The sequence below is a fragment of the Micromonospora mangrovicola genome (genome assembly GCF_047200535.1).
In the GTDB taxonomy this organism is placed as follows: Bacteria; Actinomycetota; Actinomycetes; order Mycobacteriales; family Micromonosporaceae; genus Micromonospora.
Window position 1 is genome coordinate 1 of record NZ_JBJZOG010000119.1, and the last position, 16,988, is coordinate 16,988.

The following is a 16,988-nucleotide window of genomic DNA, read 5'->3' on the forward strand; positions in this document are numbered from 1 at the left end:
CCCGCAGCCGCCTCGGCCGGGCCCGGATCGGACCCGGCCGCGATGGCAGGTCGGCGTCCCGGCGGCCGCCGGGCCGTCATCGGGCGGACACTTGCGGTGACAATCTTCGATACTGTCGAGGCATGCGGCAGTGTGCTGGGCGGGTCACGCAACGCCGGCCGGGGCCGGGAACGAGCCTCAGCCGTCCGTCCCTAATGGACGGCGGCCGACGGTGACGGCCGCGGTACGCACAGGGCGATCCGCCGCGGGCCGGGGCGAGCGTACCGGCCGTGTGCACTGAGGTCCATGCCGTCCTGCGGCTCGCGTCACTGGCGGCCGGATGGCCGAGCGTGTACCGGTTCGTGCGGCATGAGGCCGACGAGATCATCGATGTCTTCGACCGGACCATTCGGCCAATCGTCGACCGGAGCATCGACGGTGAGCGCCGTCGGCGGGAAATCTCCCGGATCCTGCTGGGCACCAGCGTCAAGGTGTGCCTCGCGATGACCGGGTACGCGCAGGCCACCGGGATCGCGTTTCAGGCCGATCGGGCGGTGCTGGGCAGTTCGTTCACCCGCGTGTACGACGACCTGTTCGACAACTTCCGCAGCCCGCGCCTGGACGAGCGGCTGACAGTCCTGTTCGAGGGCGGCCCCTTCGAGCCGCGGTCGGATGCCGAGGCACTGCTGCTAGAGCTCTACCGCACCATCGAGGCGGCGCTGCGGCAGGAGGAGTCCGAGCCGGTCTACTCCGCCCTGCGGGGGATGCACCGGTTTCAGATCCAGTCACGGCAGCAGCGCGGGCCGGTCGTCTCGGGGCCGGACCTCCGCCGGATCACCTGCGGCAAGGGTGGGCTCGGCACAGCGGCGCTGTTCGGGCTGCTCCGGCCGGCGTTGTCGCCCGCCGAACAGCGGCTGCTCATGGAACTCGGCGACATCCTTCAGGTCCTGGACGACTACCACGACGTTGCCCTCGACCGCGCCGAAGGCGTCGTCACCGAGGTGACGCTGGGCACCGTCACGCTGGTCGAGACCGGCCGGCGGATCGGGTCGCTCCGCCGTGAGTTCCGCCGGCAGTATCCCCGCTGCCGGCAGGACCGGCTGTTCGGCATGTTGTTCATGATGCTGGCGCGGGCGCTGATCCATCACCTGCAGGACCGGCGCCGACACCGGTCGGGCGCCCGGCCCCGGGCCGGACCAGCGTCGGCGGGACCAGACCGGGATGATCGTCGGCCGCACCGACTGCTGTTCCGAGCGGCCGGAAACATCCGCCCGACGACAGGCACCGCTTCGGCAAGCGAGGCTGGCTGATTGTGCGCATCCCGCCAGCTTGTTGATTTCACGTTCGGTGCGACGCCGGTGGTGGCCGGTAGAGTGACCGCGGAGGGCTGTCCAGCTGTGCGGCCGCCCTCGTTGACGCGAGATGCCGGGCGGCCGGACGGGCCGCCCCTGGCTGGGCCGCAGCGCGGCGGCGACATGGTAGGCAGGACGCCGGGGAGAGGCGGCAGGCGGTGGGGACGACAGAGGTGGTGCTGGCCGAGCCGGACAGCATACGGCCGGAGGTCCTGATACCTCCGGCACCGCTGGGCGGCCCCGCCCGTTGGTTGCGGCGGCTCACCGTCGGTCCCGGCCGGTCGTCCCTCGATCGGGCCCGCACCGTCACTCTGGGCTGGCTGACGGCCGCCGTGCTCGCCGTGATCATCGATCGAATGCTGGTCGATCACGTGCTGGTAACTCTGGCCGGCGGCACGCTGGTCGGCTACACGGTGGTGCGCGCCGCCGCCCTGTGGATCGTCGAGCGGCGGCAGTACGCCTTCGAGCGGTGTTGGCTCGACGAGCAGTCACGGCTGCTGCGGCGGCATCCCTTCGAGGTGGTCTCGGTCCGGGTGCAGGTGTCGGTCGACCAGACCCGGTCCACGGTCCGCGGCGTCGACCTGACCAACCCGGCCGACGTCGCCTGGCTGCTCGACCAGCAGGCCGCCGCCGGTGCCGACGGTGCCGCCCAGGCCCGGGTCGAGTTCGGCTACTGGGCGACTGGTGGCTCCGGCCGGAGCAGCGACACCGTGCGCCGGCGCCTGGCGGACCTTCAGGTCCGCCCCGTGGGCACCGCCATCACCCGGGCACGCATCCGTTTCCCGCAGGCCCGGTACGTGGCGGTCGGTGCCACAGCCGGCGCGAGCGGCTGCTGGCCCGACCCGGTCGCGCACTGGTCCCTCGTCGGGCCCGTGCAGCTCACCACCACCCGCGTCGCCTAGCCCGGCCCGACCGAAAGCCGGTCAGCTCGGGATCGCGGTCTCCGCCTCCGGGGCCTCCACCGACGCCGACGAAGGCTGGGCCAGCCGTTCCTGAAGCAACGCGTGCCGGAACTGGTAGAGCGGTCCCACCTGGCGGAGCACACCGAGTTTGTGCGCGTCCTGAAGGAACGTCATCAGCCGCAGCGGGGTCCACCCCCGGCCCGCCAACCAGAGCCGTGCGAGCACGAACTGGGCCCAGGCGCTGGTGGTGTAGACCATCATCCCGAGGCCCGCCGCCCCGAGCAGCAGCCCGACGACGGCGCCGAGCAGCCCCTCCGTCAGCGGGCTCAGCCGGAAGATCAGGCCGTACCGCTCGGCCCCGACGACGCCGCCCATGAACCCGCCGACCAGCGCGCCGGCCGTCCCGCCCAACGCGGTCCCGTACAGCACCGTGCTGCGGTCGCTGCGCAGCACGTTGCCCGGACTGGCCGGCTCCTTCGGCTCGGTCGGCTCGGTGAACCGACGCACCATGCCGAAGACCAGCCCGAAGAAGAGACCGATCAGCACGCCGTACCCGAAGCTGAACAGCAGGCCGACGATGAGCCCGCCGACGAGCGCGCCGACCACACCGAAGCCGATGTCGCGGGCCAGGAACTCCGGTGACAGCTCCGCACGGCGGAACATCCGGGGTACGAACCGGCGTGGTCGCTTGTCCCGCAGCCTCCCTAGCGGCAGCGCGGCGAAGAAGCCGACCAGCAGGCCGAAGGCCACACCGAAGTGGGGCCGACCGAACAACCCGAACATCACCCAACCCAGCAGGGCACAACTCGCCGTGCCCACGGCGACCCGCACGACCTGCGATACCGGCCGGGGCACCGCGCGGGGGAGCTGCCACCACGCGAGGTCGCGGGTCCTCAGGGTCTGCAGGTGCACCGCCAGGAACACCAGTGCCCGCTGGGCGACGGCCGGATCCCACCGACGGGAGATCCGGGTCGGACTGGGCACCGCCCGGTGCGGGCGGGTGCGGAAGACCGTGGGGATGAACCGGTCGAGTAGATACCGCTCGACTTCCTGCTGCTGGGGGAACCGGCGCCGGTCGAGCAGATCCCGGGGCGACACGTCGTCCGCCTCGTAGACGATACGGGCCAGCGCGAGCATCAGCGGGTTGGTGAGCGCCTGCGCCAGCTCGCCCGACGGGTGCGCGACCAAGTCCGCCAGCACCGGCTCCCACTCCTCGAGCCGGGCGTCGGCGCTGGCGTCGAGCAGGAAATTCGCCGCCGCCTGCGGCTCCAGCGGCCGTAGCCGCACGACCAGGACGCCGACGAGCAGGTTCTGCGCGTTGGCCGCCAGAAACTCCTCGGTCCGGCAGGTCAGCACGAAAGGCCGGTCGGCGGACCAGTCGTCGTCCAGCGCGCGCAACGCGACGGGTCGCAGCTCGGGCGGCATCTCGTCCAGGCCGTCCAAGATCGGCAGCACCAGGCGCTGGGTAACGATCTCCCGGGTGGCGCTGACGCCGAACCGGGCCTCGTTGCCCAGGAACGGGTAGTCCTCCATCAGACGGCGGACCAGCCAGTCGTCTAGGTTCTCGCCCGGGTCCCAGGTGGCGATCTGCAACAGCACCGGCACCCGCGGAGACGCATCCTTCAACAGATCCAGCGTGAGGATCACGCACAACCCGGTCTTGCCCGACCCCGGCTCGCCGATGACCACCATCGGACGGGGCTGCCCGACGAACTCGTCGATCAGACGCGGCAGCTGGCCGGCCGGCGGCAACCGCACCCGCTCGTTTGGACGGTCCGTCACCTCCCAGCGGACCGGCATCTGGCGCGCCTCCTGCAGCTGACGCCGGCGCGCCTCCTCGTCCCACTGTTTGCGCACCTCGATGGCGAGCACCTGCACGGCCCGGTCGACCTGCTCGGGGGTGCTCTGCCGGCCCGGCCCCGACCAAGCCAGCGGGCCGACCTTCAGCACCGGCAACAGCGCGACTAGGGAGGACACGATCGTGAGCACGGTGGTCAGGTTGGAACTGCCGAACCGAATCCACGCGCCCGCGATGACGGCGGCCAGCACGAGCCAGAGGAGCAACGGGTACGCGGTTCTGCGTCGCCACAAGTTCGCCATCGGCTCCCCGGTCGTCCTACCGTTCGCGCCGCTCCGAGGCGCCACGGGCACCCTCAGGTCACTAGGAAGCGTGCCACGTCAGGCGCAACCGGTAAAGGTCAGCGCCGCGCACGGATCGGCGGCCACGGCCGTCCTGGATCACCCGGCCGTGCGACCGATCGTCGTCGGCGCGCTGAGCGGGCCCTCGTTCCCGCTGCGGTCCAGACCGGACACGCAGTAGGACAGGGCGCGGCCGCCCGGGGCGGCGCGGTCGACCCAGCCGGCGTCCCGGGTGGTGCCGGCGAGCCGGGCGACCCCACCGTCCACCCGGTAGACGGCGAAGCTCGTGGCGCCGTCGCCGCGCCAGGTCAGCACCACCCCTCCGGTGTCGCGGCGCGCCCCGGTCAGCACGGGCGCGGCGGGTGGCGCCGCGGGCAACTGTGCCATCGGGGGCAGCAGCGCCGGGCCGGCGTAGTACGTCCGGCTGTACCGGCTGACCGCTCCGAGCTTGTCGGCGCGTACCTGCCGGGCGCTGAAGTGCACGCTGCCGCTCACCCCGTACCGCCGGTTGAGGGCGAGCTGGCGGTCCAGTTCGGCCGGGTCACGCCAGGTGCCGCGCTCCCCCACCCGGTAGTCGGCCTGGCCGATGTAGAGCTGCACCCGGGTGCCCCGGACGGTCGCCGCCCACCACGGCAGCAGCTTGGCGTAGTCGGCCCGGCCAAACCCGATGTGCCAGTAGAGCTGGGGCACGACGTAGTCCAACCACTGCTGCCGTACCCAGAGCCGGGTGTCGGCGTAGATGTCGTCGTAGCTCTGCAACCCGGCGGTCGCCGAGCCGGCCGGGTCGGTGCGCGCGTTGCGCCAGATGCCGAACGGGCTGATGCCGAACTTCACCCACGGCTTGATCGCCTTGATCCGCTCGCTCATCTCCCGGACCAGCGTGTTCACGTTGTCCCGACGCCAGGCGTCCCGGTCCGCGAACCCCTGGCCGTACCGGGCGAACGCCGCGTCGTCCGGGAAGTCCTGCCCGTCCTCCGGGTAGGGGTAGAAGAAGTCGTCGAAGTGCACCCCGTCGACGTCGTACCGCTGGACCGCCTCCAGCATCGAGTCCTCGACGAACGTGCGCGCCTCGGGGATGCCCGGGTTGAAGTAGAGGCGACTGCCGGGCCGGTCGGCGCTGGGATAGGTCACCGCCCAGTCGGGGTGCCGGCGCAGCGGATGCGTCGGCGCGAGCCGGTCCAGCCTGGGGCCGGGGCCGCCGACGGTGGCCGGCTGCCCACCCCGGTACGGGTTGAACCAGGCGTGGAACTCCAGATTGCGGGCGTGCGCCTCGGCGACCATGAACTCCATCGGGTCCCAGCCCGGATCGCGGCCGTCGCGGCGGCCGGTCAGCCACTGCGACCACGGCGCGTACCGGGACGGCCAGAGCGCGTCCCCGCTCGGCCGCACGTGCACGAAGACCGCGTTGTGGTTACGTCGCACCGCCAGGTCCAGCCAGCTGCGGAACTCCGCCCGCACCGTCTCGGCCGGAAGTCCGGGCCGGCTCGGCCAGTCGATGTTGTTGACCGTCGTGATCCACATGCCGCGCAACTCGCGGGGCGCCCGGATGGGCAGGCCGGCGCAGCCGGGGATGTCGCCGGCCGGGCCGGCAGCGGGCGCGCCGCCCCCGACCGGCTCTCCTGTCTCCCCGACCACTCGCTCCCGCAGCGACCAGGCGCCGACCCCGAGCGCCAGGGCGAGCGAGGCGACCACGGCGGCGAGCTTGCGGGCACGACCGCGGTGGGCGCCGGGGGCAGGCGGAGCGGCGGTGGGCATCGGCCCAGTCTGCCCAACGCCGCCGCCCGGTGCACCAGTTGAACCTTCACTCAATGCGCGGACCGGAGCCGGCTGCTGCCGCCGGCGGCGGTCCCACCCGTCACCGCGCACGAGCCCGGTCGGGGCATCCACTGTGGGCCGGCCAGCCGCTGGACAACCGCGAGGTCATAACTTGCCCGACATCGGTGTTTTTTGAGGCATTCAAGACAAAATTCCGGCATACTGCGCACCGTGACCACGGTCTCGGACTTCGAACGCCTGCTGCGCGGGGCCGCGCTCCGCGTGACCCGTCCGCGGCTCGCGGTGCTGGGCGCGGTGCACGCCCAGCCGCACGCCGACACCGCCTCGATCTTCGGCGCCGTACGGCGGGAGCTGCCCGAGGTGTCCCACCAGGCCGTGTACGACGTGCTGCGGGCGCTGACCGCCGCGGGGCTGGTGCGGCGCATCGAGCCGCCCGGCTCGGTGGCCCGCTACGAGTCGCGGGTCGGCGACAACCACCACCATGTCGTGTGCCGGTCGTGCGGCGCCATCGCCGACGTCGACTGCCTCGCCGACGAGGCGCCATGCCTGACCGCGTCCGACGGCCGGGGATTCGCGATCGACGAGGCCGAGATCACCTACTGGGGCAGCTGTCCCGAGTGCCGCACGGCGCCGGCGACCAGTGGACCGAACGAGTGAAGAGACAGGAGAGGGATCGACGTGACTGATCGCGGCAGCGAAAGTGAGAACCCGGTCATCCCGGCGCCCACGCCGAGCCCGCACCGGCCCAGGAGCAACCAGGACTGGTGGCCGAATCAGCTGAACCTGCAGGTGCTCCACCAGCACTCGCCGCGGGCCAACCCGCTGGGCGCGGACTTCGACTACGCCGAGGAGTTCAAGAAGCTCGACGTGGCGCAGCTCAAGCAGGACATCCTCGACGTGATGACGACGTCGCAGGACTGGTGGCCGGCCGACTACGGCCACTACGGGCCGCTGTTCATCCGGATGAGCTGGCACGCCGCCGGCACGTACCGCATCGAGGACGGCCGTGGCGGCGCCGGCGACGGCGCCCAGCGCTTCGCCCCGCTCAACAGCTGGCCCGACAACGCGAACCTGGACAAGGCCCGCCGGCTGCTGTGGCCGGTCAAGCAGAAGTACGGCCGGAAGATCTCCTGGGCGGACCTGCTGGTCTTCACCGGCAACGTCGCCCTGGAGTCGATGGGTTTCAAGACCTTCGGCTTCGGCTTCGGGCGCCCGGACGTCTGGGAGCCCGAGGAGGTCTTCTGGGGGCCGGAGGACACCTGGCTCGGCGACGAGCGTTACAGCGGCGACCGGGAGCTGGCCGGCCCGCTCGGCGCCGTGCAGATGGGCCTGATCTACGTGAACCCGGAGGGGCCCAACGGCACCCCGGACCCGCTGGCCTCCGCCCGGGACGTCCGCGAGACCTTCCGCCGCATGGCGATGAACGACGAGGAGACCGTCGCGCTCATCGCCGGCGGTCACACGTTCGGCAAGACGCACGGCGCCGCCCCCGCCGAGTACGTGGGCCCCGAGCCCGAAGGTGCCCCCGTGGAGAGCCAGGGCCTCGGTTGGCGGAACACCTTCGGCAGCGGCAAGGGCCGGGACACGATCACCAGCGGGCTCGAGGGCGCGTGGACGCCCACCCCGGTCACCTGGGACAACAGCTATTTCGAGACCCTGTTCGGCTACGAGTGGGAGCTGGCCGAGAGCCCCGCCGGCGCCAAACAGTGGAAGCCGAAGGGCGGCGCCGGGGCGGACACCGTGCCCGACGCGCACGACCCGTCGGTGCGGCACGCGCCGATGATGGCCACGACGGACCTGGCGCTGCGCGCCGACCCGACCTACGAGTCGATCTCGCGCCGCTTCCTGGAGAATCCGGACCAGCTCGCGGAGGCGTTCGCCAGGGCGTGGTACAAGCTGCTGCACCGCGACATGGGACCCGTCACGCGCTACCTCGGCCCGTGGGTGCCGGAGCCGCAGCTGTGGCAGGACCCCGTTCCGCCGGTCGAGCACCAACTGATCACGGACGAGGACGCCGCGGCCCTCAAGCGCACGCTCCTCGCGTCGGGCCTGTCCGTCGCGGACCTGGTCCGCACCGCGTGGGCGTCGGCGGCGAGCTTCCGCGGCACCGACATGCGGGGTGGGGCCAACGGGGCGCGGATCCGCCTCGAACCGCAGCGCAGCTGGGCGGCCAACGACCCGGCCGAGCTCGCCACCGTGCTGCGGAAACTGCAGGAGATCCAGCAGGAGTTCAACGACGCGTCGTCGGGCGGCAAGAAGGTCTCGCTGGCCGACCTGATCGTCCTGGGTGGATGCGCGGCCGTCGAGCAGGCGGCGAGGAACGCCGGACACGACCTCACGGTCCCGTTCTCACCAGGGCGTACCGACGCCACCCAGGAGCAGACCGACGTGGCGTCGTTCGCCGTGCTGGAACCGAAGGCGGACGGGTTCCGCAACTACCTGCGGGCCGGGCAGAAGTTGTCGCCGGAGACCCTGCTGCTGGACCGGGCCAACCTGTTGACGCTGACCGCCCCCGAGATGACGGTCCTGATCGGCGGCATGCGGGCGTTGGGCGCCAACGCGGGGCGGACCCGCCATGGCGTGCTCACCGACCGGCCGGAGACGTTGACGAACGACTTCTTCGTGAACCTGCTGGACAACGGCGTGCAGTGGACGGCCTCCGCCTCGGCGGAGCACGTGTTCGAGGGGCGGGACGTGGCCACCGGCGAGGTCAGGTGGACCGCCACCGCCGTCGACCTGGTCTTCGGTGCGAACTCCCAGCTCCGGGCCGTCGCGGAGGTCTACGCCGCCGCCGACGCGCGGGAGAAGTTCGTCCGGGACTTCGTCGCGGCGTGGGTCAAGGTCATGAGCCTGGACCGCTACGACCTGGCCTGACGGGACCGGGCTCCGGCCACCGGGGAGGTGACCGGGGCCCGGTCCCGGCCGAGCGGGGACCGGCGGTCCGGCCCGAAGCGCACCGCGCCGGACCGGTCAGCGCCGCTGCCAGGCCAGGACGCCCAGGGCCGCCCCGGTCAGGCCGGCCGCCGCGACGAGACGGTGGCGGGACAGCCATGCCTGGGGGCTGTGGCCGTGCGAGCGGCCGGAGAAGATGCCCCGGGCACCGTAGTCGTGCCCACCCGGCCCGTCGAGGGGGTGCCAGAGGTTGTTCGGGCGGTCCTTGTCGACGCGCTGCCCGGTCTGCTGCGACTGGTAACCCGTCCGGGCCAGGTAGCGGTCCAGCAGTCCGGGAATGACGCGGTTGCCGAGAATGGTCAGCACCGTCGAGGTGCCCACCCAGTACTCCCGCCGCTGTGGCCGGTACGCCGCGCTGACGATGCCCCGGGCGGCCACGATCGGCTCGTAGATCGGCGGGACCGGCTGGGCGTGGCGCGGCAACCGGGACAGCAACCAGTCGAACTGCGGCGTGTTCAGCGCGGGCAGGTGCACCATGGTGACCCGTACGCCGCTGCGCTCGTGCATCAGCTCGCAGCGCAGCGACTCGGTGAACCCGACGATGGCGTGCTTCGCCCCGCAGTAGGCGGACTGCAGGGGAATCCCCCGGTAGGCCAGCGCGGAGCCCACCTGCACGATCGCGCCTCGGTTGCGGGGGGTCATGTGGGACAACGCCACCCGGGTGCCGTGCACGATGCCGAGGTAGGTGACCTCGGTGGCCCGCCGGAACTCCGCCGGCTGAATCTCCTGGAACGGCGCGAACGCGGAGCTGAAGGCATCGTTGATCCATACATCGATGGGGCCCAGCTCCGCCTCGATCCGCCGGCCAGCGGCCGCGACCTGGTCGTAGTCGGCCACGTCGACCTCGATCGGCAGCGCGCGGCTGCCGGCGGCGCGTACCTCCTCGGCGGCGGCCTCCAGCCCCACCCGTCCGCGCGCCAGCAGGGCGACGGCGACGCCGCGTTCGGCGAGCAGCCGTACGGTCGCCCGACCGACTCCCGCGCTGGCCCCGGTGACCACCGCCACCTGGATGTCCCGCCGTCGCCCCATGATCGCCTCCCGTCATCCCGGCTCCTCCTGAGCCTCTACCCACGCGGGGCTGCGTCACTCGTTCGGGTGGTGTCGAATCGCCGATCGAGCCCGACCGGGCGGACGCGGTGGCCTTCGCGCGCGACCCGCCGGGGCGGACCGGGGGGAAGACGCCCGGCCGGACGTGTCGCGCCGGCCGGGCCGGGTATGCCGGCGTCCAGTGCGCCGACGGCGGCGGGCCGGACAACCGGGCCGTCCCGATCGGGCGGGGCCCGGCACCGTGCCGTGGCGGTACGGGCCGGCGGACACCCGCCCGAGCACGCCACACGGCCGTGAGGGGAGACCAGCGGTGCCGGTCAGCGGAGGTGACCCGAACACCGGGACGTATCCGGCGGTACTGCGCGACTACGCGCTGCTCGCCGACGGGTACCGCGGTGCGCTGATCGGTCCGGGCGGCGACGTGGGCTGGCTGTGTGCGCCGGGCTGGTCCGACCCGGCCGTCTTCAGCTCGTTGCTGGGTGGGGCCGGGCGTTACCTGGTGACCCCGGCGGCGCCCCGCTTCGTCTGGGGCGGGCACTACGAGCCGGGCTCGCTGGTGTGGCGCAGCCGGTGGGTCACCGGGGACGGCATCATCGAGTCGCGGGAGGCGCTGGTCGCTCCCGGCGAGGAACAGCGGCTGGTCCTGCTGCGCCAGGTCCGCGCCGTGGACCGGACGGCCCGGGTCCGGGTCGTGGTGGACCCGCGGGCGGACTTCGGCCGGAAGCCGGTGCGGAACGTGAACCGCCACGGTGACCTGTGGCTCGCCCGTACCGGCGGGCTGCACCTGCGGTTCCACGGCGGCACCGAACTGCACGCCGACCCGGACGGCTTCCTCATCGGCGAGCTGACCGTGCCCGAGGGCGGCCGGCACGACCTGGTGCTGGAGCTGTCCGCCACGCCGCTGCGGGAATCGTGCGCCGAGCCGGGTGAGCTGTGGCGGATCACCGAGGACCACTGGGGGTCGGCCATCCCGGCCATGCCGGGCACCGCCGAGCGGGACGCCAAGTTCTCGTACGCGGTGCTGCGCGGGATGACCCGGCCGGGTGGGGGCATGGTCGCCGCGGTCACCACCGCCCTGCCCGAGCGGGCGCTGGCCGGCCGCAACTACGACTACCGGTACGCGTGGATCCGGGACCAGTCCTTCGCCGGTCAGGCTGCCGCCCTGGCCGGCCGCTACGACCTGCTCGACGACGCCGTCGCGTTCCTCACCGAGCGGGTGCTGGCCGACGGGGACCGGCTGGCGCCGGCGTACGCCGTCGACGGCGGGCCGGTGCCGCACGAACAGCCGGTGGCCCATCTGCCGGGATATCCCGGCGCGCAGGTGCGGACCGGCAACTGGGTGCGCGAGCAGTTCCAGCTGGACGCCTTCGGCGAGGTGCTCCTGGTGCTCGCCGCGGCGCGGCGGCACGGTCGCCTTCCCGATGACGCGCACCGGGCCATGGAGGTGGCCGTCGCGGCTATCGGCCGGCGCTGGTCGGAGCCGGACTCCGGGATCTGGGAGCTGCCGCCCCGGCATTGGACCCACTCGAAACTGACCTGCGTGGCGGGACTGCGGGCGGCGGCCCGGGTGGCCTCGCCGGAACTGGCCGGCCGGTGGTCGGCACTGGCCGACCGGGTCCTCGCCGACGCCGCCGCGCACGGCCTGCATCCGGCCGGGCGCTGGCAGCGGGCGTACGACGACGGGCGGGTCGACTCGGCGCTGCTGCTGCCCGGCATCCGCGGCGCGCTGCCGCCGCAGGACCCGCGGACCGAGCGGACCCGTCAGGTCGTGCTGGCGGAGCTGGCCGCGGACGGCTACATGTACCGGTTCCGGCCCGACCGGCGGCCGTTGGGGGACGCGGAGGGCGCGTTCCTGCTGTGCGGGTTCGCCGCCGCACTCGCTGCCTGGCAGGCGGGGGACGCGGTGTGGGCCAACCGGTGGTTCGAGCGCAACCGGGCGGCGTGCGGCCCGCCCGGGCTCTACACGGAGGAGTACGACGTGCGGCAGCGGCAGCTCCGGGGCAACCTGCCGCAGGCGTTCGTGCACGCGTTGATGCTGGAGACCGCGGTGACCCTGGGCCAGGTCAACCCGTGCCGGTGAGCGGCACCGTCGCTACCGGCCGGGGCCGGCGATCAGTGCCAGCCCGGTCCCGGGGTCGACCTGTTTGGCCAGTTCCGGGGCGACCTCGGTGACGATCACCTCGAGCGTGGGCCACACCTTCGCGCCGAGCAGGTGCCCGCCGACGGTGCTGCCGTCGGAGCGACCGAGCACGGCGTGCACGTGCAGCACCGGCTGACCGTCCCGAGCGGCCACGTCGCCCAGGAGGGACAGCACCTCCACCTGCTCGCGGACGGGAATGCGCCGGTAGTCGGCCCGCTCCGGGTCGAACCAGCCGACCTCGGCCTCCCGGAATCCGCCGACGGCGGTCACCCGCCCCGCGCACAGGCCGTACCGGTGCAACGCGTCGCCCACCACGCTCACCGGGTCCTCACCCTTGTCGCAGACCACGACCAGCACCCGGCCGGTGGGGTGGTGCAGCTCCTCAGCTCTCACGATCCTTCTCCCTTCTGGAGGCGGCCGGCCGGCCGGTTGCCGACCAGGCGGCGGCGATGCCGGCGTCGGCCAGGGCGGCGTACCGTTGCCGCCGGTCGACGGCGGCGAGGGCCAGGGCAGTCGCGCCGTGCGCCCGGTCCGCCACCGTGCTCAGGGTGAGCACCACCGGTGTGGGGTGCCACAGGAGCAGCCCGCCCTGGGCCAGGTGCCGGATCCCGAGCGCCCGCAGCGTCACCACGGCGACCGGCGTCACGGAGCCGAACGGTCGCAGCAGCCACCGGGGCGCCGCGATCAGCAGTGCGCCCCAGACCAGCCGGGCCACCGCCGCGGTGCGGACCAGTCGCAGGTGCTCGTCCGCCATCTCAGGCCACCCGGTACCGGTCCGTGCGGTCCGCGCGGAACTCCAGGCCGTTGCCGGGCCGGTCCAGCGGCACCCGTACGCTGCCGCCGGTGGCCGGCTGCGCGCCGTCGAAGAGCATCGACTCGATGCGTACGTGGTCGTGGAACCACTCCAGGTGCCGCAGGTTCGGGGTGGCCGCGGCGACGGGCAGGTGCTGGTGCGGGGCGCAGTGACCGGACACCTGCAGCCCGGCGGCGTCGGCCACCGCGGCGGCCCGGAGGAACTCGGTGATCCCGCCGCACCGGGTCACGTCGATCTGGAGGCAGTCGACGTACGGGGCCATCCGGTGGAAGTAGACCAGGTCGAAGCCGTACTCGCCGGCCGCCACGTCGGGGGCCACCCGGTCGCGGACCAGGCCGAGCCCGGCCAGGTCGTCGGAGCTGACCGGCTCCTCGTACCAGCGCACGTCCAGGTCGGCGGCGGCGTGCGCGACCCGGATCGCCTGCTTGCGCTGGTAGCCGCCGTTGGCGTCGACGTAGAGCTCGGTGCCGTCGCCGATGGTCCGCCGCGCCGCGGTCATCCGGGCCAGGTCCCGCGGGACCTCGGTGCCGCAGGACTCCCCGATCTTGATCTTCACCCGGGGGATGCCCTGCTCGTGCACCCAGTCGGTGAGCTGCCGTTGCTGCTGCTCGGCGTCGTACGTGGTGAAGCCGCCACTGCCGTAGACGGGGATCTGCCGGCGGGCGGTGCCGAGCAGCCGGGCCAGCGGCAGGCCGTGCCGGCGGGCCTTGAGGTCCCAGACGGCGCAGTCGGCGGCCGAGAGGGCGAGCCCGGCGACGCCGGGGCGACCGGCGTTGCGCAGCCGCCGCTGCATGGTCGTCCAGACGGCCGGCACGTCGTCCGGGTCGAGGTCGGCGACGACGGGCGCGAGCAGGTCGGTGACCACCGCGCCGGCCGCCGCCGGGCCGTAGGTCCAGCCGAGGCCGGCGTGCCCGTCGGCCTCGGCCCGGACCAGCACCAGGGTGGTGCTGGTCCAGGCCAGCGTGCCGTCGCCCTCGGGGGCGTCGGTGGGCACCTGGTACGCCTCGGCGGACAGCCGCAGCCTGCTCATCGTCGCCGCCGCAGCAGCGCCGCCAGCGGGGCGAGCGCGCCGAGCCCGACCAGACCGGCGGCGGCCCACCGGGCCGCGGGCGACGGTGGTCGCGGACGCTCGGCGAGGCTCAGCTCCGGGCGCGCGGGGACGGTCCCGCCGTGCAGCCCGGCCCGGAGGAGTTCGGCCAGGTGGATCGCCGACCGCCCGGCGGAGGCGCTCTGCTCGACCTGGGTCCGGCAGCTGAAGCCGTCGGCGAGGATGACGTCGGTGTCGGCGGCGTCCCGCACGGCGGGCAGCAGCACCCGTTCGGCACACGCCTCGGAGACCTCGTGGTGCCCCTGCTCGAAGCCGAAGTTGCCGGCCAGGCCGCAGCACCCGGAGTCGAGGAACTCCGCGTCGACCCCGACCCCGGACAGCACCGCCTGATCGGCGGCGGTGCCGAGGACGGCGTGGTGGTGGCAGTGCGTCTGGATCAGCGCGTGCGCCGGGACCCGTGGCGGCTGCCAGCCGGGGCTGTGGTCGTGCAGCAGCTCGGCCAGCGTGACGGTCTGCTCCCGCAGCCGGGTGACGTCGTCGTCGGCCGGGAACAGCTCGTGGGCGTCGCTGCGGAACACGGCGGTACAGCTCGGTTCGAGCCCGACCACCCGGGTGCCGGCGCGCAGGTGCGGGCGGAGCACGTCGACGGTGCGCCGCAGGACCCGTTTGGCGGTGCCGAGCTGGCCGGTGGAGATCCAGGTCAGCCCGCAGCAGACCGGCCGGTCGGGCACCCGGACCCGCCAGCCGGCCGCCTCCAGCACCTCCACGGCCGCCCGCGCCACTCCCGGGTGGAAGCGGTTGGTGAAGGTGTCCGGCCAGAGCAGCACCTCGCCCCGGGAGCCGTCGCCGCCCGGGGTACGGCGGGCGAACCACTGCTGGAACGACTCGGTGGCGAAGACGGGAATGTCGCGCCGGCGGTCGATGCCGCCGAGCACCTTGGCGAGCCGGCCCAGCCCGGGAGCGTGCGCGAGGGCGTTGACCGTCCGCGGGGCGAGCCCGGCTACGGCGGCCACCGCCGGCAGCCAGCCCATCGAGTAGTGGGCGCGGGGCCGCAACCGGCCCGCGTAGTGGTGGGACAGGAACTCCGCCTTGTACGTGGCCATGTCCACGTTCACCGGACAGTCGGCCTTGCAGCCCTTGCAGGCCAGGCAGAGGTCGAGCGCGTCGCGCACGGCTTCGGAGCGCCAGCCGTCGCCGATCGCGCCGCCCCGGGCGGCGCCGTCGAGCATCTCGAACAGCAGCCGCGACCGGCCGCGGGTGGAGTGCTCCTCCTCCCGGGTGACCATGTACGAGGGGCACATCACGCCGCCGGAGTGCCGGCGGCACTTGCCCACGCCCACGCAGCGCAGCACCGCCTGGCCGAAGCTGCCCGCGTCGTCCGGGTAGGCGAAGACGGTCTCCACGCCGCCGTGGTCGTAGTCGACGCCGAGCCGCAGGTGGCTGTCCAGCGGGTACGGGGGCATCACCTTGCCCGGGTTCATCCGGTCGTCCGGGTCGAAGATCGCCTTGAGCTGGCCGAACGCCCGGGTCAGGCGGTCGCCGTACATCTTCGGCAGCAGCTCGCCGCGGGCCTGGCCGTCGCCGTGCTCCCCGGAGAACGAGCCGCCGTAGGAGACCACCAGGTCGGCGGCGCGTTCGAGGAAGGACCGGAACTCGCGTACGCCGTCGGCGGTGCGCAGGTGGAACGGGATCCGGGTGTGCACGCAGCCCTGGCCGAAGTGCCCGTACAGGGATGCCTGCTGGTAGCCGTACTCGCGATAGAGCTTGCCGAGTTCGCGCAGGTAGTCACCGAGCTTGTCCGGGGCGACCGCCGAATCCTCCCAACCCGGCCAGGTGTCGTCGGCGCCGGGCACGTGGGCGGTGGCGCCGAGCGCGGACTCGCGGACGGCCCACATGCGCTGCTCGTCGGCTGGGTCGGCGAACTCGTGCACGGTGGGCCCGCCGTCGCGGCGGACGTCGTCGATCAGCCGGTCGGCCGCCGCCTTCGCCTCCGCACGGGTGTCCCCGCCGAGCTGCACCATCAGCCAGGCGCCGCCCCGGGGCAGCTCGTGCAACGCCTGCGGGTGCAGGCTCTTGAGTCGCTCGAAGTCGACCAGCTTGTCGTCGATGCCCTCCAGCGCGATGGGGTGGTGGGCCAGGATCCGCGGCACGTCGTCGGCGGCGGCGGCGATGTCCGGGTAGCTGAGGAAGACCAGGGCGTCGGCCTTGACCACCGGGACCAGCTTCAGCCGGCCACGCAGGATGGTGACCAGCGTGCCCTCGGAGCCGACCAGAGCCTGGGCGAGGTGGAAGTTCTTCTCGGGCAGCAGGCTGTCCAGGTTGTAGCCGGAGACCCGACGCGGGATGTGCGGGTAGCGGGTGCGGATGTCGCCCAGGTACTCGTCGCGCAGCGCGCGCAGCTGTCGGTAGACCTCCGCCTTGCGGCCGCCGTCGCGCTGGATGCGGTCGTACTCCTCGTCGGTGGTCTCCCCCACCCACATCCGGGTCCCGTCGTAAAGCAGCACCTCCAGCTCGACGACGTTGTCGACGACCTTGCCGGTGCGCTGGGCGGTGGCGCCGCAGGAGTTGTTGCCGAGCATCCCGCCGAGGGTGCAGTGGTCGTGGGTGGCCGGGCGGGGGCCGTACTCCAGGCCGGTCGCCTTGAGCTGGGCGTTGAGCTCGTCGAGCACGATGCCCGGCTCGACCAGGCAGGTGCGGGCGTCGGCGTCGACCTCCAGCAGCCGGTGGCAGTACTTCGACCAGTCCAGCACCACGGCGGTGTTGGTGCACTCGCCGGCGAGGCTGGTGCCGCCGCCGCGGGAGGTCAGCGGCGCGCGGTGGGGGGGGGGGGGGGGGGAAT

General features: G+C 73.3%; 12 protein-coding genes. 5 read left to right on the forward strand and 7 right to left on the reverse strand.

All coding sequences use genetic code 11. The features are described from left to right. Positions 1-269: 269 nt before the first annotated feature. On the forward strand, positions 270-1,289 hold the full coding sequence (locus ACL02O_RS29730; RefSeq protein ID WP_412821492.1) for a class 1 isoprenoid biosynthesis enzyme: 1,020 nt from the start codon (positions 270-272) through the stop codon (positions 1,287-1,289). A gap of 200 nt (positions 1,290-1,489) precedes the next feature. Further along, complete coding sequence (locus tag ACL02O_RS29735; RefSeq protein ID WP_412821493.1) at positions 1,490-2,233, forward strand: hypothetical protein; 744 nt, start codon at positions 1,490-1,492, stop codon at positions 2,231-2,233. A gap of 21 nt (positions 2,234-2,254) precedes the next feature. Here the strand turns inward: ACL02O_RS29735 and ACL02O_RS29740 are convergent, their stop codons facing one another. Continuing rightward, complete coding sequence (locus tag ACL02O_RS29740) at positions 2,255-4,333, reverse strand: NACHT domain-containing protein (protein WP_412821494.1); 2,079 nt, start codon at positions 4,331-4,333, stop codon at positions 2,255-2,257. A 138-nt stretch (positions 4,334-4,471) separates the two neighbouring features. Continuing rightward, on the reverse strand, positions 4,472-6,127 hold the full coding sequence (locus ACL02O_RS29745) for a glycoside hydrolase family 10 protein (protein WP_412821495.1): 1,656 nt from the start codon (positions 6,125-6,127) through the stop codon (positions 4,472-4,474). A 231-nt stretch (positions 6,128-6,358) separates the two neighbouring features. Between ACL02O_RS29745 and ACL02O_RS29750 the strand changes: the two genes are divergently transcribed. After that, positions 6,359-6,805, forward strand: a complete 447-nt coding sequence (locus ACL02O_RS29750; RefSeq protein WP_412821496.1) for a Fur family transcriptional regulator — start codon at positions 6,359-6,361, stop codon at positions 6,803-6,805. Positions 6,806-6,826: 21 nt separating this feature from the next. After that, positions 6,827-9,022 carry a catalase/peroxidase HPI gene (gene katG / locus ACL02O_RS29755; RefSeq protein WP_412821497.1) on the forward strand — a complete coding sequence of 732 codons (2,196 nt, stop codon included), beginning with the start codon at positions 6,827-6,829 and terminating at the stop codon, positions 9,020-9,022. A gap of 96 nt (positions 9,023-9,118) precedes the next feature. Here the strand turns inward: katG and ACL02O_RS29760 are convergent, their stop codons facing one another. After that, complete coding sequence (locus ACL02O_RS29760; protein ID WP_412821498.1) at positions 9,119-10,129, reverse strand: SDR family oxidoreductase; 1,011 nt, start codon at positions 10,127-10,129, stop codon at positions 9,119-9,121. A gap of 328 nt (positions 10,130-10,457) precedes the next feature. Here ACL02O_RS29760 and ACL02O_RS29765 point away from each other — a divergent pair, with 328 nt between their 5' ends. After that, entirely contained in the window at positions 10,458-12,227 is a 1,770-nt protein-coding gene (locus ACL02O_RS29765) for a glycoside hydrolase family 15 protein (RefSeq protein ID WP_412821499.1), read from the forward strand. A 12-nt stretch (positions 12,228-12,239) separates the two neighbouring features. On the opposite strand, the gene ACL02O_RS29770 is transcribed toward ACL02O_RS29765, so the two are convergent. From ACL02O_RS29770 to ACL02O_RS29785, 4 genes are all read right to left on the reverse strand, one after another. Further along, positions 12,240-12,680 carry a PPC domain-containing DNA-binding protein gene (locus ACL02O_RS29770; protein WP_412821500.1) on the reverse strand — a complete coding sequence of 147 codons (441 nt, stop codon included), beginning with the start codon at positions 12,678-12,680 and terminating at the stop codon, positions 12,240-12,242. Beyond that, positions 12,670-13,041 carry a hypothetical protein gene (locus ACL02O_RS29775; RefSeq protein WP_412821501.1) on the reverse strand — a complete coding sequence of 124 codons (372 nt, stop codon included), beginning with the start codon at positions 13,039-13,041 and terminating at the stop codon, positions 12,670-12,672. The genes ACL02O_RS29770 and ACL02O_RS29775 overlap by 11 nt, the downstream gene beginning before the upstream one ends. A gap of 1 nt (position 13,042) precedes the next feature. Beyond that, complete coding sequence (locus tag ACL02O_RS29780) at positions 13,043-14,131, reverse strand: enolase C-terminal domain-like protein (RefSeq protein WP_412821502.1); 1,089 nt, start codon at positions 14,129-14,131, stop codon at positions 13,043-13,045. After that, the coding region (locus ACL02O_RS29785) for an FAD-binding and (Fe-S)-binding domain-containing protein (RefSeq protein ID WP_412821503.1) at positions 14,128-16,988 on the reverse strand (2,861 nt) is incomplete at its 5' end. The genes ACL02O_RS29780 and ACL02O_RS29785, both read right to left, overlap by 4 nt.

Coding starts and splice junctions, on each gene's coding strand:
- ACL02O_RS29760 (WP_412821498.1), bottom strand. CDS start 10,129: ATGGGGCGACGGCGGGACATCCAGGTGGCGGTGGTCACCGGGGCCAGC.
- ACL02O_RS29775 (WP_412821501.1), bottom strand. CDS start 13,041: ATGGCGGACGAGCACCTGCGACTGGTCCGCACCGCGGCGGTGGCCCGG.
- ACL02O_RS29745 (WP_412821495.1), bottom strand. CDS start 6,127: ATGCCCACCGCCGCTCCGCCTGCCCCCGGCGCCCACCGCGGTCGTGCC.
- ACL02O_RS29740 (WP_412821494.1), bottom strand. CDS start 4,333: ATGGCGAACTTGTGGCGACGCAGAACCGCGTACCCGTTGCTCCTCTGG.
- ACL02O_RS29780 (WP_412821502.1), bottom strand. CDS start 14,131: ATGAGCAGGCTGCGGCTGTCCGCCGAGGCGTACCAGGTGCCCACCGAC.